This window comes from Chitinophaga sp. sic0106 (assembly GCF_019219075.1).
Classification (GTDB): domain Bacteria; phylum Bacteroidota; class Bacteroidia; order Chitinophagales; family Chitinophagaceae; genus Chitinophaga.
The window spans coordinates 101936-117849 of the sequence record NZ_JAHUWJ010000010.1 but is presented as its reverse complement, the minus strand read 5'-3'; the positions used below and the strand labels follow the sequence as shown (position 1 = coordinate 117849).

The 15914-nt window shown below is 47.0% G+C and carries 16 protein-coding genes; 8 read left to right on the top strand and 8 right to left on the bottom strand.

The genetic code is table 11. From position 1 onward, the window contains the following. Nucleotides 1-8: 8 nt before the first annotated feature. The 8 genes from purD (at nucleotide 9) to KW844_RS16290 (ending at nucleotide 8780) form a co-directional block, all read left to right on the top strand. Nucleotides 9-1286 (top strand): phosphoribosylamine--glycine ligase, encoded by a 1278-nt coding sequence (purD, locus tag KW844_RS16325; RefSeq protein WP_218377855.1) that lies wholly within the window; start codon nucleotides 9-11, stop codon nucleotides 1284-1286. A 406-nt stretch (nucleotides 1287-1692) separates the two neighbouring features. Then, a complete protein-coding gene (locus tag KW844_RS16320; RefSeq protein WP_073078293.1) occupies nucleotides 1693-2715 on the top strand; it encodes a rod shape-determining protein in 1023 nt (340 codons plus the stop codon). A gap of 73 nt (nucleotides 2716-2788) precedes the next feature. Next, nucleotides 2789-3676 carry a rod shape-determining protein MreC gene (gene mreC, locus KW844_RS16315; protein ID WP_218377854.1) on the top strand — a complete coding sequence of 296 codons (888 nt, stop codon included), beginning with the start codon at nucleotides 2789-2791 and terminating at the stop codon, nucleotides 3674-3676. Beyond that, on the top strand, nucleotides 3673-4182 hold the full coding sequence (locus tag KW844_RS16310) for a hypothetical protein (RefSeq protein WP_073078289.1): 510 nt from the start codon (nucleotides 3673-3675) through the stop codon (nucleotides 4180-4182). The genes mreC and KW844_RS16310 overlap by 4 nt, the downstream gene beginning before the upstream one ends. 68 nt (nucleotides 4183-4250) lie before the next feature. Further along, nucleotides 4251-6185, top strand: a complete 1935-nt coding sequence (gene mrdA, locus KW844_RS16305) for a penicillin-binding protein 2 (RefSeq protein WP_218377853.1) — start codon at nucleotides 4251-4253, stop codon at nucleotides 6183-6185. Nucleotides 6186-6221: 36 nt separating this feature from the next. Then, complete coding sequence (gene rodA / locus KW844_RS16300) at nucleotides 6222-7508, top strand: rod shape-determining protein RodA (RefSeq protein ID WP_218377852.1); 1287 nt, start codon at nucleotides 6222-6224, stop codon at nucleotides 7506-7508. A gap of 118 nt (nucleotides 7509-7626) precedes the next feature. After that, nucleotides 7627-8376: an MBL fold metallo-hydrolase gene (locus KW844_RS16295; RefSeq protein ID WP_255578487.1), complete on the top strand. Its 750-nt coding sequence runs from the start codon at nucleotides 7627-7629 to the stop codon at nucleotides 8374-8376. 50 nt (nucleotides 8377-8426) lie between these two features. Continuing rightward, nucleotides 8427-8780 (top strand): nuclear transport factor 2 family protein, encoded by a 354-nt coding sequence (locus tag KW844_RS16290; RefSeq protein WP_218377851.1) that lies wholly within the window; start codon nucleotides 8427-8429, stop codon nucleotides 8778-8780. A gap of 66 nt (nucleotides 8781-8846) precedes the next feature. Here KW844_RS16290 and KW844_RS16285 read toward each other — a convergent pair whose 3' ends face one another. The 8 genes from KW844_RS16285 to KW844_RS16250 all read right to left on the bottom strand — a co-directional run bounded on the left by KW844_RS16285 (nucleotide 8847) and on the right by KW844_RS16250 (nucleotide 15732). Further along, a complete protein-coding gene (locus KW844_RS16285) occupies nucleotides 8847-9344 on the bottom strand; it encodes a hypothetical protein (protein WP_218377850.1) in 498 nt (165 codons plus the stop codon). Nucleotides 9345-9347: 3 nt separating this feature from the next. Next, complete coding sequence (locus tag KW844_RS16280; protein ID WP_218377849.1) at nucleotides 9348-10067, bottom strand: hypothetical protein; 720 nt, start codon at nucleotides 10065-10067, stop codon at nucleotides 9348-9350. 103 nt (nucleotides 10068-10170) lie between these two features. Next, nucleotides 10171-10722 carry an RNA polymerase sigma factor gene (locus KW844_RS16275; protein ID WP_218377848.1) on the bottom strand — a complete coding sequence of 184 codons (552 nt, stop codon included), beginning with the start codon at nucleotides 10720-10722 and terminating at the stop codon, nucleotides 10171-10173. 190 nt (nucleotides 10723-10912) lie between these two features. Continuing rightward, the gene (locus KW844_RS16270; RefSeq protein WP_218377847.1) at nucleotides 10913-11875 is read right to left on the bottom strand and encodes a transketolase family protein; all 963 of its coding nucleotides are present in this window, start codon (nucleotides 11873-11875) and stop codon (nucleotides 10913-10915) included. Nucleotides 11876-11925: 50 nt separating this feature from the next. Further along, nucleotides 11926-12954, bottom strand: a complete 1029-nt coding sequence (gene galE / locus KW844_RS16265; protein WP_218377846.1) for a UDP-glucose 4-epimerase GalE — start codon at nucleotides 12952-12954, stop codon at nucleotides 11926-11928. A 28-nt stretch (nucleotides 12955-12982) separates the two neighbouring features. After that, nucleotides 12983-13855, bottom strand: a complete 873-nt coding sequence (rfbA, locus tag KW844_RS16260) for a glucose-1-phosphate thymidylyltransferase RfbA (protein ID WP_218377845.1) — start codon at nucleotides 13853-13855, stop codon at nucleotides 12983-12985. A 183-nt stretch (nucleotides 13856-14038) separates the two neighbouring features. Further along, nucleotides 14039-15040, bottom strand: coding sequence for an inorganic phosphate transporter (locus KW844_RS16255; protein ID WP_218377844.1), 1002 nt, complete (start codon nucleotides 15038-15040; stop codon nucleotides 14039-14041). Between the two features lie 41 nt (nucleotides 15041-15081). After that, entirely contained in the window at nucleotides 15082-15732 is a 651-nt protein-coding gene (locus KW844_RS16250) for a DUF47 domain-containing protein (RefSeq protein WP_218377843.1), read from the bottom strand. Nucleotides 15733-15914: the final 182 nt, after the last annotated feature.

The window sequence follows — 15914 nt, the reverse complement described above, 5'->3', positions numbered from 1 at the left end:
AATTCATTATGAACATACTTTTATTAGGAAGTGGTGGTCGGGAACATGCACTGGCCCTGAAAATGTCGCAAAGTCCGCTTTGTGGAAAACTGTTTATAGCACCGGGAAACGCCGGTACGGCTGAGTGCGGTACCAATGTGAACATGGGTGTAAGCGAGTTTGAGAAGATAAAGGCCTTCTGCCTGGAGCAGGAGATCACCCTGGTGGTACCTGGATCTGAGGAGGCGCTGGTAAACGGTATTTACGATTATTTCGGCCAGGAAGAGGCCTTGCAGCATATTCCGGTGATGGGACCTTCCAAAACAGGGGCTCAGCTGGAGGGCAGCAAGGCGTTTGCCAAGCTGTTCATGGAGCGCCAAAACATTCCTACAGCCGCCTACAGGGAGTTTAATGAGGAGTCTTACGAGGAAGGAGTCGCCTACATTAAGCAGCATTCCTTACCAATCGTGCTGAAAGCCGATGGTTTGGCTGCCGGTAAAGGTGTGGTGATCACCTCCGACCATGAGGAGGCGGTAGAAGAGTTTACCCAGATGATCAAGGCTGCCAAGTTTGGTGATGCGAGCAAAACGGTGGTGATTGAGCAGTTTCTGTCGGGCATAGAGCTGTCCGTATTCGCTATTACTGACGGGCATACGTATAAAATCCTACCTGAGGCGAAGGACTACAAACGCATTGGTGAAGGCGATAAGGGCCTGAACACAGGTGGTATGGGGGCTGTATCTCCCGTGCCGTTTGCAGATGCAGCTTTCATGAAGCTGGTGGAGGATCAGGTGATCCGCCCAACGATTGAAGGGTTATCAAAAGAAAAAATAATTTACAAAGGTTTTGTGTTTTTTGGCCTGATTAATGTAGCAGGAGAGCCTTTCGTGATAGAATATAACTGTCGTATGGGTGATCCGGAAACGGAGGTGGTGATGCCACGGTTACAGAACGATTTGCTGGAACTGTTTGTTGCAGTAAATGAGGGTACACTGGCATCGCAGCAGATCTTTACCGATCAGCGTGCAGCCGCTACCGTTATGCTGGTGTCCAAAGGATATCCTGAGGCTTATGAGAAGAACAAGGTAATTTCAGGTATTCCGGCGCCAACCAAAGATCAGATCGTATTTCATGCAGGCACTAAACAGGATGGGGATAAGGTACTGACTAACGGCGGTCGTGTACTGAGTATTACTTCACTGGCCAGCAGTCTTTCACTGGCCCTGGGTTATTCCGTTCAAACGGCCAATCAGATTGAGTTTGACGGGAAGACTTTCCGTAGAGATATTGGATATGAATTCATTTAAATAGGTTCCGGGTCAGGTCTGTTGCCTTAGGCAACAGACCTGACCCGGAATACAGGGACGACCGAATGTGGTCCCTGTATTCCGGGAGCCATCGTAAAGGTCAGGAGAACAGGCCCCTCAGGCGGCGCTACTCTCCGGCAAAATAATCGGGGGCAGTAGAGGGAGGGCTGTTATATTTATCAAGAGAAGCGGAGCGGTAAGGCGTTAATTTAGAGCGGAGTTATTAAAACGGGATTAAAAATCCGTCTGATTGATCGGTACTTAAAGAGAGCAGTTACTATACCGTTTATACAACAAATAAGATTTTTTAATATTTAGCCGTATTATTGCAGGAATATCCATTTTTTGCATCGTATATTCGTTGGAATTATTCATTTTTGCATTCTAATTTTTGACCGTATCAACAATGGGATTTTTTAATTTTTTAACGCAGGAAATCGCGATTGATCTAGGTACAGCTAACACGCTGATAATACATAATGACCAAGTGGTTGTGGACGAGCCTTCCATTGTAGCGATAGAACGGGCTAGCGGCAAAATTGTGGCGGTTGGTAAGAAGGCCATGATGATGCACGAAAAAACTCACGAATATCTTCGTACGATACGTCCCCTGAAAGATGGCGTTATCGCAGACTTTAATGCTGCGGAAGGCATGATCAGGGAACTGATAAAAATGATTTACCCTAAGAAACCTTTGTTTGCTCCAAGCTGGCGAATGGTGATCTGCATTCCTTCCAGTATTACTGAGGTGGAAAAGAGAGCTGTACGCGACTCCGCCGAACAGGCAGGAGCCAAAGAAGTTTACCTCATTCATGAACCAATGGCAGCGGCGCTGGGTATTGGCATTGACGTAGAAGAGCCTGTGGGTAACATGATTATCGATATCGGAGGCGGTACCACTGGTATCTCCGTTATCGCATTAGCCGGTATTGTTTGTGACCAGAGTATTCGTATCGCCGGTGACGAGTTCACCGCTGATATCATGGAAGCACTCCGCCGGTATCACTCCCTGCTGATCGGTGAAAGAACCGCTGAGCAAATCAAAATTCACATCGGGTCAGCCCTGAAAGAGCTGGATAACCCACCTGATGACATCCCGGTAAACGGTCGTGACCTGGTAACAGGTATTCCTAAGCAGATCATGGTATCTTACCAGGAAATTGCCGAAGCATTGGACAAATCTATCTTTAAAATTGAGGAAGCCATCCTGAAAGCGCTGGAAACAACGCCTCCTGAGCTGGCATCAGATATTTACCGCAGAGGACTTTACCTGACCGGCGGCGGTGCGCTGCTGCGTGGTCTGGATAAACGTCTCGCCCAGAAAATTAAATTGCCTGTGCATGTTGCCGACGATCCACTGCGCGCAGTAGTGAGAGGTACCGGCATCGCACTGAAGCATGTGGGTAAATATCCGTTCCTGATGCAATAAACCTATTTTGAGATTTAGGGTAACAGCAACCCTGTTACCCTAAATCAATACATCTCAAAATTCTAGCGCGCTTGTGCGAAACCTAATCATTTTCTTAAGGCGATATTTCAACTTCTTCTTATTTCTGCTGCTGGAAGTGATTTGTATTGTATTGGTCTTTCAAAACAACAGCTTTCAGCGTACCGCCTACATTAACTCCGCCAATAACATTAGCGGGAAGCTGTACGACAAATACAACAACGTCCAGTATTATTTCCACCTCAAAGCCACCAACGATAGCCTCGTAGCCGAAAATACCCGCCTGCACAATGCCATCGCTACCAGTTTTGACAGCATTACTACCAACAACGGTGTAAAAACCGATACTATCCGCAAATACAGCGATGATAGCACCCATAAGGTGATCAGCACTGAAATACGTAAATACAACTATGCAGCGGCTAAAGTGGTGAACAACTCACTGAACAAGCCCATGAACTATATTACCATTCACCGCGGCAGCAAACAGGGCATCCGGCCTAATATGGGCGTGATCAGCTCCAGCGGCGTGGTTGGCGTGGTACGCAGCGTTAGCGATAACTATGCGGTTATTCTCTCCCTACTGTCTAAATCCAATTCCGTATCTATCAGTGCCAGACTGCAAAATGGAAAGGAAATGGGCTCCGTACACTGGGATGGTGATGATCCTGAGTATGCTACCCTGCGTGATATCCCTAAAAGTGCGGTCATGCACAAAGGCGATACCGTAGTTACCAGTGGCTTTTCCGCTCTTTTCCCCGAAAATATTCCCATCGGATATATCGTAGGGTACCTACAGGGCGACAAATCCAGTACCTCTCGTCCGATTAAACTGAAGCTGGCCACCAACTTCTACAACCTTCAATACGTTTACGTGATCGAGAACCTGCTGAAAGACGAACAACAAAGTTTGGAAGACTCGACTTACAAGCTGATTAAATGAGTATACTGTTAAGAAATATTATCCGATTTGTGCTGCTGTTGCTGATCCAGGTATTCGTCCTGAACGAAATCCTGTTACATCAGCTGGTTAGTCCGTATATATACATGCTGTTTATCCTGGCGCTGCCCTTCAACCTCCCCCGCCCTGCCTTACTGCTGCTGGGTTTGCTGATGGGCCTCTCCCTCGATATGTTTATGAATACCATGGGTATGCACGCCGCAGCATGCGTGTTTATCGCCTACCTGCGCCCGTTCATCATCAACGTACTCTCCCCGCAGGGAGGTTTCGAAACTACCCAGAAAACCCCGTCCATGACCAGCATGGGCGTGTCCCAATTCCTGATCTATGCAGCCATCCTGGTATTTCTGCATCACGCCGTGTACTTCACTTTAGAAGTCTTCGGCTTTGCCAACCCGTTATACCTGTTGCTGAAAATTATTTTATCCTCCGCAGCCAGCCTTTTCCTTATTATTCTTTACGAAATGTTATTCTTTTCGAGAAAATAACGGAAAACATATATGGCTGATCGTAGGATCAATTGAAGGTTTAAATTTGCAAAAGCTACAACAATTGCATGTCTGTTTTTAATCAGCCCAGGAGAAGAGTAATTCAATTGATCATACTCGGGATGACGACCATCATTATCGTCCGACTGTTTTTTCTGCAGGTGGTGGAAAAGAAATACGCGAAACTCGCGGATGCCAACGCCGTACTCAGAAAAGTAGTTTACCCGAGCCGCGGGATCATTTATGACCGTAAAGGTAGACCCATACTCAGTAACGATGTACTGTACGACCTCGTGGTAACCCCCAGAAGCGTAAAGAACATCGATACCGCCTACATGTGCACCATCCTCAAAATCGATAAGGAAGAATTCAGAAAGAAAATTGCCGACTGTATCAAGAAAAATGGTCCGGTACGACAAACTGTATTCATGGCCCTGCTGCCTGCCGAAGTATACGGACAGCTGCAGGAAAGCATGTACCTCTTCCAGCCTGGCTTTGAACTCATACCACGACAAATACGATCCTATCCATACGGCGCCGGCGCAAATATCCTGGGATATATCGCTGAGATTTCGCCTACCATGCTGAAGGACTCCAATTACGTATCGTATAACTCGGGCGACTACCTCGGTTTTACCGGACTGGAAAAAACGTATGAGAGTGTGCTGATGGGGCAGCGCGGTATCCAATATCTCGTTAAAGACAACCTTAACAGACCGCAGGGTCCATACGAAAATGGAGAGTTCGACAGTGCTGCCGTTGCAGGGAAAAATTTACGTCTCACCCTGGATATAGAATTACAGGCTTTCGGAGAAAAACTCATGCACGGAAAAATAGGTAGCGTGGTAGCTATTGATCCTACCGATGGCGGTATCCTCGCCATGGTCAGCGGGCCTAGCTTCGATCCAAACCTGCTCACCGGCTCCTTCAGAAGTGCCAACTTCAACCGGCTGTACCAGGATACCACCCTCCCGCTGTTTAACCGTGCCATCCAGGCACAATACCCGCCAGGGTCCACCTTCAAGCCAATGATCGCACTCGTGGGACTGGATGAAGGAGTGATCACACCGAGCACAGGTTATCCGTGTGGTGGTGCCTACTATGGCTGCGGCAGACCTATCAAATGTGAACACCATGATGCCGGTCACGCCGCGAACCTCCGCCTGGCGCTATCGCACTCCTGTAACTCTTACTTCTCCCATACCTACCGGCTCAGTGTAGACGCCGCAAAATGGGGCGGTATACGCGTAGGCGGTATGCAGAAGTGGGCGGACTATATGAACAACTTCGGTTTCGGTCATAAAATTGGTGTGGATATTCCAAGTGAAAGACCAGGCCGCATCCCTGATAAAAAATATTACGACGCTAAATATAAAGGCTCCTGGAACTCCTGCACCAACGTGTTCCTAGGCATTGGCCAGGGTGAGGTGGAAACTACGCCGCTCCAGATGGCCAACGCTATGTGTATCGTTTCTAACAGAGGGTCCTTCTTTATCCCGCACTTCGTGAAAAGTATCGACAACGATAATACACACCTGCTGGACAAGTATAAAGAACGCCATGTGGTAGCTCATATCTCCGATACCGCCTACAGTGCCGTAATCCACGGTATGACAGACGTAATCGAAAGCGGTACCGGCCGTGTGGCGCAAATCGAAGGCGTTACAATGGGTGGTAAAACAGGTACCGCAGAAAACTACGCCATCGTAGAAGGTAAGCGTACCAAAATGCCTAACCATGCGCAGTTTGTGGCATTTGCACCGGCAGAAAATCCTAAGATCGCCATTTGCGTGATCGTGGAACGTTCCGGTTTCGGTGCCCGCTACGCCGCGCCTATTGCCTCCCTGATGATTGAGAAATACCTAAAAGATTCTATTTCTTCCAATCCAAAACGTCAGGGACTACTGAAAACCGTACTGGAAACAGTGACCATACCGGAAGCCATGAGAGCTAAGTCCAAGCTGGATTCACTGAACAGTACCGTTATCAAAAAAAGACCATAACAATCACCCGTAAACGCACAAACAGATAAACAGATAATGAACCGCCCGCAAACCAAATTGACGCAAGGGATCGACTGGCCAATAGTTGGCCTGTACCTGGCATTGGTGATCATCGGATTGATGTCCATTTTTGCTGCGGAGTACAGAGGAGATGATAATATCTGGCAAAACATCATCCACCTGAATAAAAACTATTCCAGGCAGCTGATGTGGTTAGGTATTTCTATTGTAATTGCATCGGTGATATGGCTGACCGACAGTAAATTTTTTACTGCCACCGCCAACCTCGTATATGCATTCGGGATATTGTTGCTACTATTGGTACTGGGGATTGGGAAAGATGTAAAGGGCTCGCATTCCTGGCTGGTACTCGGAGGTTTCCAGTTTCAGCCGGCAGAGCTGACCAAGTTATGTACCAACCTGGCACTTGCCAAATACCTCAGCTCACAGGAAACAGATTTCAATAAACTCCGCTCCAGGCTTATTGCTGCGGCTATTGCCCTGGTACCTGCAGGCATCATCATCCTGCAATCAGAAACAGGTCTGGCACTGGTGTACTTCTCGTTCTTCCTGGTAATGTACCGCGAAGGCTTGCCGGGTGTACTCCTCGTGATTGCCTTCTCCGGCATTGTGCTGGTACTATCGGCTTTGCTGGTAGATAAAATGATACTATTCATTATTTTCTCGGTCATCACCGCGCTGGTCATATATTTCAGCCGGCGGGAGATAAAGCGAAAGCGGAGCCGGCTTTTGGTGATACTTGGTATCTATGGTTTCTGCTCGCTATTCGTCATGTTTGTAGTGCCATTTGCCTTTACCAAAGTGCTCAAAGATTATCAGGTACGCCGTATCGAGGTAATGCTGGGTAAGGAAAATGATCCGAAAGCTACTTATAATACCCGTCAGAGTATGATCGCTATTGGCTCCGGAGGCTTCTGGGGTAAAGGGTACCTGAAGGGCACACAAACCCGTTTCGACTTCGTGCCGGAACAAAGTACGGACTTCATCTTCTGTACCATCGGGGAAGACTTCGGTTTTGTGGGCAGTGTACTGTTTATTGCCATCTATGTGGCCCTGCTCTTCCGGATCATCCATGTGGCTGAGCGACAGCGATCGACATTCACGCGAGTCTACGCCTATGGGGTGGCCAGTATCATCTTCTTCCACCTGGCCATCAATATCTCGATGACGATAGGTCTGGCGCCGGTGATCGGTATCCCGCTACCGTTGGTGAGTTATGGCGGTAGCTCGTTGCTGGCGTTTACCATGTTAATATTTATTATGTTACGACTGGATGCCGACCGGCAGATGGTGTTGAGATAAGATGTTATTTTTTATCGGAAGAGGGGAAAGCACCGCGGGTGCTTTCCCCTCTTCCGATTTATACCCCCACCGCGGGTGGTGGTATAAATCGGATCAAACTACTTAGTATCTTTGTTCAATGGCACGTATTATACCATTATCCGAAGGGTCATTTACCGTAGACGGAACCAAGCAATTCACTCCTTTTAACCTGGAGACAGACAAAATGCAGGACAGGCCTCACGGCTCGCTCCTGGTAGAGATTCAGCCATTTCTGGTGATTACTGACAGGGATTATATTCTCTTCGATGCTGGCCTGGGCTTTCGTACCAAGGACGGTGTGATGCAGATCCATCAGAATCTGATCAACGCAGGTATCAACCCGATGGAGATCACCAAGGTGATGATGAGCCACCTGCACAAGGATCATTCCGGCGGTATATCGTCGGTAGATCCGGTAACCGGTGAGCGTAGCCTTTCTTTCCCCAGCGCTACTTACTATGTAAATAATGAGGAAATGCTGTATGCACTTGAGCATGCCGGCAAGTCCTACCATTCCGAGGATATTGTGATTTTGCAGCAGCGTGATAATATTGTGTTCACCACCGGCAACGGTACTATCGATGGCTACATTCACTATGAAGTAACCGGTGGGCACTGCCCCTACCACCAGGTTTTCCTGGTAGATGACGGGGAGGATAAAGTCTTTTTTGGCGGAGATGTGGCCCCTCAGATTTCCCAGATGAAGAATCGCTTTGCTGCCAAATATGACTATGACGGCAAGCGCAGTATGGAATTACGTCAGGAGTTCCTCGAGCGCGGCAAGAAAGAAGGATGGACGTTTATGTTCTATCATGATGTTAAACAACCAACCGCCAGGTTTGAATAATACGCTTAGCAGTTTTTCAGTCGCACATTGTATTTTGTAGTCAAAAAACCATGACGGACAAACAAGCATTCGGACAAGCCTGGGTAGCGGCCTGGAATTCACATGATATAGAAGAGATTTTGTCGCATTACGCGGAGGATATTACGTTTTACTCCCCTGTGGTGCAGCGTATAAACAATGAGCCAAGTGGCAGATTATCCGGTAAGGTAGCGCTGCGTGAATATTTTTTACGTGGATTGGCGGCTTATCCGGATTTACATTTTGAGCTGTATCACATTCTGGAAGGAGTTGACTCTGTGGTGTTGCACTATAAGAGTATAAATAATAGTTTGAGTGCGGAGCTGATGGTGCTGAATGAGGAGGGGTTGGTAAAGGAAGTGAGGGCACATTATAAGCCGCAATAATCATAATCAGTATTACATTCAATAAAAAGCCTTCGCCTATGGTGAGGGCTTTTTAATGAAAAAAGTTTAATGTTTTGGTTGGGTAAGCTGTTGCTGATTTATCCGCTGTGATCTTTTATTGCTATTGAGGTGGCGGATCATCATCCGTCTGAACTCCTGCTCGCTGCTAAAAACGGCGCCGGCTTTACGGGCGGGCAGTACGCGTTGGAATTCCGCGGTATACCTGGTTTTAATATCGAGCATACGTTTATCATAACCGAGGTCTTTATCCATATTGCTCCTGGCGATGGCATCCGCATCTAGGCCACGGTTGGCTTTATCGTTTAATTTCCTGTTACGTTGTTTATCCGCGATGAGTTGGTCTATTTCACCCCGGTAGTTATTATATACCGGCCAGAATTTCTGGGCTTCATCGGGGGTAAGATCCAGTGTACGTGCGATGTAGGCTATTTCTATTGATTTCAGTTGCTGCTTGGCTGTTGCATCATCCTGCTGGGCAAAGGCGCGAGGGATGCAGGTGAGCAAAACGACTATCAGAATCAATATGCTGTAAAAATTTCTCATTTATTACTCATTAGGTAATTCATCATTATGTAGAGAGGCTTCGAGCATATAATGCTGGAGGGCTTCGCTGGGTACTGTTTCATGGATTTGATTTTCCAGTTGCGGCATGGCTGCTGATTTGGCGGCCTGTGCAAAGATCGTTTCGTTATCAAAGGCATCCGCATGGTTTTGCAGGTAGGCGATAATGTCTTCGTCGCTGATGGCAGTGAGTTGATTTTCGATATCACTGTAATCGTGGCGGTAGTGTTCTTTTCCGATAAAGAAGAGTGCACTGGCACCGAGAATAACGATGATGCTGGCAGCGGCGGCCCACCGGGTCCATGTACTTTTCCGGGTTTTACTAATGGGTATAACCGGGGTAGGTTCGGTAACAGTGGTTTGAATATGGTTAAAATAGTTATCCGGCAGGGAGAAGGGATTGCTTTTGGGCAGGGAGGCCAGGAATGGCGACACTGCTTCCAATTCTTCTCCTACGGAAAGGTGCTTAACCTGGCTGAGAATAGCGTCAGGTAAGTGCTCAAAGTAGTTTTCGGGAGGGAGGGAAAAAGGGGAATGTGGTGCCACGGAGGCGTTTACGGCATCCTGTAAACGAATTTTATCGGCGATAATTTCCGGAAGCTGATCAAAGTAGCCGGTAGGTACCGAAAACGGTTGATCTGCAGGCCAATTGACCCCGGGAGCTATCTGCAGTAATTCGTTTAATATGTCGTTCCCTTTTTTCATTACTGTTTTTAGACAGTTCGTCAAATAAATGGTTTAATTAGATTTTAATCTTCTCCCAAAAAACTTTAAAAATCGCTTAAAAAGGCTGTGTGGATAGACTTTATCAGCTGTTTTTAATATATTCCTCGATTTTTTTGACCGCGTGGTGGTAGGAGGCTTTGAGGGCGCCTTCGGAGGTATCAAGTACTTTGCTCATCTGTTCGTAGGGCATTTCGTCGTAGTACCGAAGGTTAAATACAATCCTTTGTTTTTCAGGTAATTGTAAGATGGCCCGCTGCAGTTTCCATTCCAGCTTATTGGGATCAAACTGCGTATCTGCCTTGAGTTTATTACTGAGTCCTGATTCTACCTCTGTGAGGGAAACTGCTTGTTTGCGTTTCTGTTGCTCCAGGAATGTCAGCGATTCGTTGGTGGCTATTTTATAAAGCCAGGTATAGAGTTGTGCATCTTCCCTGAATCCTTCGAGATTTTTCCAGACTTTAATAAACACATTCTGTAGCACGTCGTTGGCGTCGTCATGGTCAATAACGAGTCGCCTCACGTGCCAATACAGCCGTTCCTGATATTTTCTTATGATGAGCGTAAAGCCTTGCTCCCTGGTTTCCGCGTTGCGGTATATGGCCAGTAGCGATTTATCGTCCTGTGAAACAGCCATAGGTTAAATGGTTCATGACAGGTTTAGTACTCAAATTAGATAAAAAAAGTGGGTGTAGGTTTAATGCAGTTTTTGTAAGTTTTTAAACACTGCCTATGGCACTGTTTAAAAATTCAATTCCCCCGCACCGAAGGGGCGGGGGAATTGAATAAAAAGGAAAAGCCACCGTTTTGCGGTGGCTTCTTCGTGTTTATTTCTTTTTACGTGCGATTGCTTTTTCAGCAGCGGCAACGATATGAGCTGAATCAAGACCATACTTGGTGAGCAGTTCAACTGGTTTACCGCTTTCACCGAAGGTATCGTTGGTACCTACGTATTCGATAGGTACCGGAATGTGACGGGAGGCTACTTGTGCGATGGAATCGCCCAGGCCGCCGAGTACATTATGTTCTTCAGCGGTAACGGCGCAGCCGGTTTTGCTGAGGGATTTGATGACAGCTTCTTCGTCCAGTGGCTTGATCGTGTGGATATTGATGATTTCCACGCTGTAGCCTTTTTCTTCCAGGATTTTGCCGGCTTCCACTGCGATCCACACCAGGTGGCCACAGGCGAAGAGGGTGATATCAGTACCTTCGTGGAGGATCTGTGCCTTACCGATTTCGAAGGTTTGATTTTCCGGGGTGAAGTTAGGCCATTTTGGACGGCCAAAACGGAGGTATACCGGTCCTTCGTGGTCAGCGATGGCGATGGTAGCAGCTTTGGTTTGGTTGAAATCGCAAGGTACGATCACGGTCATGCCAGGCAGCATTTTCATCATCCCGATATCTTCCAGGATCTGGTGGGTAGCACCATCTTCTCCGAGGGTAAGGCCTGCGTGGGATGCACAGATCTTAACGTTTTTATTGGAGTAGGCTACGGACTGACGAATCTGGTCGTAAACTCTACCGGTGGAGAAGTTAGCAAAAGTAGTGGTGTATGGAATCTTTCCGCCGATAGTCATACCTGCAGCGATGCCGATCATATTAGCTTCGGCGATACCTACCTGTACAAAACGGTCTGGAAATTCTTTAATAAAAGCGTTGAGTTTCATGGAACCGAGCAGGTCGGCTGTCAGTGCCACGACATTAGGGTTTTTACGACCCACTTCAAGGATACCCTCACCAAATCCGGCGCGGGTTTCTTTTTCATTCAGCGGTTGAATATCTTTTACCATAACGGATTTTTAAAATGATGCGTAAAAGTAAACAATTAGAATGATGAGTTCTAATTACTTAATACTTTATTACGGAGGCTTACTTCCCACTGCCAGGCGGTGCGCATGCAGTCTTCTATACCAATTTGTGGCAGCCAGCCAAGTTTCTCTTTGGCTTTGCTGTTATTGGCGTAGATGGCGATCACATCTCCCGGGCGACGTGGGCCCATGGCGTAATTCAGTTTAACACCGGAGATCTTTTCGAACGCCAGGATTGCTTCCAGTACGGTCACGCCGTTGCCGGTACCCAGGTTAAAGATTTCGCAGTTGCTTTCATTTTTATGGTCCAGGAGGTATTGGAGTGCTTTGGTATGAGCCGCAGCAATGTCAGTCACATGAATATAATCACGTACGCAGGAGCCATCGCGGGTATCATAATCAGATCCGAAAACGGTCATTTTAGGAATTTTTCCAATAGCCGTTTGGGTGATTACAGGTACCAGGTTATCTGGTTTGCCCAGTGGCAGCTCGCCGATCAGGCCGGACGGGTGCGCACCTACCGGGTTAAAATACCGGAGGATGATGGACTGGGTATCGTTTACATGGCTGTAATCCTGGATTATCTGCTCGCCCATTTGTTTGGTACGTGCGTATGGTGATTGTGCTTCTCCGAGCGGGGTTTCTTCTACCACCGGCAGGGCATTGGTATTGCCGTAAACGGAGCAGGAGGAAGAGAACACCAGATTAGGAATATTGAATTCCTTCACGCATTTCAGCACATTGACGAGGGAGGTCAGGTTATTGTGGAAGTACAGTAAAGGGTCAGCCACTGACTCAGGAACGGTTTTCAGTGCTGCAAAGTGGATCACCCCTACGATATCCCTGTTTTCATGGAAAACGGCATGGGTATCTTCCAGGTTGCACAAATCCACTTTATAATTACGGACTTTCTTTCCGGTAATTTTTTCGATGCCGTCCAACAATTGTGTGGTGCTTCTGATGTTGCTGTCAACAGACACTACATCGAATCCATTATTAATCAGATCTACAATAGTATGGGCGCCAATATAGCCACAACCACCGGTAACAAGAACCTTCATGATAATTTTAGATTTACGATTTAATTTTTCAGATCAATTTTTGTTGGAGTACGGATTCAAGATATTGTCCGTAGCCGCTTTTCAGCAGTGGTTTAGCCAGTTGCTGTAATTGTGCAGCATCGATAAAGCCTTTACGGTAGGCGATTTCCTCGATGCATGCGATTTTAATGCCCTGGCGTTGTTCGATCACCTGTACAAACTGCGAAGCCTGCATGAGGGAGTCGAAGGTGCCGGTATCCAGCCACGCGGTACCACGGGGTAAGATAGACACTTTTAACTTTCCACGCTTCAAATATTCTTTATTAACATCAGTAATTTCGTATTCACCACGTGGGCTTGGCTCCAGGTTCTTAGCGATTTCCACCACGGAGTTATCGTAAAAATAAAGGCCTGGTACGGCAAAGTTAGATTTAGGTTTTGCTGGTTTTTCTTCGATGGATACTACTGTCATATCATCGGCAAATTCAACCACTCCATATCTTTCCGGATCGGATACCTGGTATGCATATACGATACCACCGTCCGGATGCACGTTGTTTGCCAATTGGGTACCTAATCCGGCGCCATAGAAGATATTATCTCCCAGAACCAGTGCAACATTGTCTGTACCAATGAATTGTTCACCGATTACGAATGCCTGCGCCAGACCGTTTGGCTGTGGCTGTTCTGCGTAGCTGAGGGAGAGCCCCAGTTGGCTGCCATCGCCGAAGAGGCGTTGAAAAGCAGGGAGATCATGAGGTGTGGAAATGATAAGGATATCTTTAATACCTGCCAGCATGAGGGTAGACAGCGGGTAGTAGATCATAGGTTTATCATAAACGGGCATTATCTGTTTGCTGATCGCGTAAGTGATGGGGTGTAATCGGGTGCCGGACCCACCAGCCAGGATAATTCCTTTCATTGGTAATTCAATTCAGTTTAGTAATCCTACAAAAATAATAGTTTATAGGTATAAATGTAAGGCACACGTTTGCGTAAAATTCTTAGAGGAGCGAATTTATAGCAGCTGTAAAGCTATTAAAGCAAAAAACCTGCGACAGGCGCAGGTTTTAGCTAATATTATTCCGGAGGTGATCCGTATTATTTAAATGAAAATACTTACGATACCATAAGTAATAGCTGCCAGGAGGCCGCTGATTGGAATGGTGAGTACCCATGCCCAGAGCAGACTAACGGTAACGCCCCATCTAACGGCAGACAGGCGTTTGGTAGCTCCTACCCCCATAATGGCACCGGTGATTACGTGCGTGGTACTGGCCGGGATACCCAGGTGTTCGGTAAAGAACAGGGTAACGGCACCGGCACCTTCTGCGGCTACGCCCTCCAGTGGGGTTACCTTGGTAATACGGGTACCCATGGTTTTAACGATTTTCCAGCCACCGCTCATGGTACCAAGCGCAATGGCAGTAAAGCAGGCCAGCGGAATCCAGTTGGGCATCGCCTTAATGTTAGGGATATGTCCGGCTGCTACCATGGCAGCAGCAATGATACCCATTACTTTCTGGGCATCGTTACTACCGTGGCCAAGACTCAGGGCCGCACTGGACAGCAGCTGTAAACGTTTGAACCAGTTTTCGGCCTTATACGGATTTGCCCGGCGGCAGATATTGACAATAATCAGGGTGAAGATGAACGATACGATCATACCGATCAGTGGCGCCAGCACGATAAAGTACACGATTGGCAGTACTTTATGGTAGTTGATCACATCCAGGGTACCTGCGCTGGTTACAGCGGCACCGATGAAGCCCCCGATCAGGGTGTGGGATGAACTGGAAGGGATACCCAGCCACCAGGTAAACAGGTTCCAGGTAATGGCAGCCACCAGGCCGCTCAAAATAACTTTTAGTGTAATGAATTGTTCAAACACTGAGCTGGCAACGGAGTTGGCTACTTTAAACTCTCCAATGATATACTTGGCAATGAAAAACGCAGCAAAGTTGAAAACTGCGGCCCAAAGTACAGCCTGAAACGGCGTCAGTACCTTGGTGGATACTATCGTGGCGATAGAGTTGGCAGCATCATGAAAACCATTGATATAGTCAAAAATGAAGGCCAGTATAATAATAACAACTAGTAAGGTCATGGTGATACCGTAATTATACGTTCAGGACAGGCAGGCACCCCTTAGGAGTACTTGATGATAATGGTTTCGATCACATTGGCGCAGTCTTCGCACTTATCAGTAGCGATTTCCAGGGCCTGGTAGATCTCACGCATCTTGATCAGTTCAGCTGCATTTTGCTCTGTTTCGAACAATTCGGCAATGGCCATATCATAAATGTCATCAGCATGGTTCTCCAGGCTGTTGATTTTAACACAGGCATCGGTGATGATACGCATGTTGGACATGGTGCGGAGCTCGTGGATAGCCTTGTGCAGCTCCAGAACGCCCAGGTGGATCAGTTCTGCCAGCTTGCGGATGCTATCGTTAATATTATGAACTTTATATATATCCATTCTCTTCGCAGAACCATGGATATAGTCAGCAACATCGTCCAGGGTGGCAGCCAGGTAGTGAATGTCTTCACGGTCAAACGGGGTGATGAAGTTCTGTCCCAGCTCAACAAATATACGATGGGTGTAATCGTCGTTTTTGTGCTCCAGGCGCTCGATCAGGTGCACTTTATCTTTCCGCACAGACAGGTCGGTGGTAGCTACGAGCTCGTTCAGGACCTGAGACATTTCAACCAGATTGGAAGCAACATCTTCAAAAAGAGAATAAAATACCCGGTCTTTCGGCATGAATAATTTTACAAAAGAGTTGAAGCCTCCCATACGTTTGAGTTTAAAAATTTGCCGCAAAAATAGCCCGCACAACCCATTACTGCCAACTTCCTGTAGGAATTAATAATTCCTTAACATTGGATTAATATAAAAGTAATATAGCGATTTTTCCTTTGCATTGTCAATTTAACTAATAAAACAAGCTGCCCGGCAACTTGTTCATACCTACAATT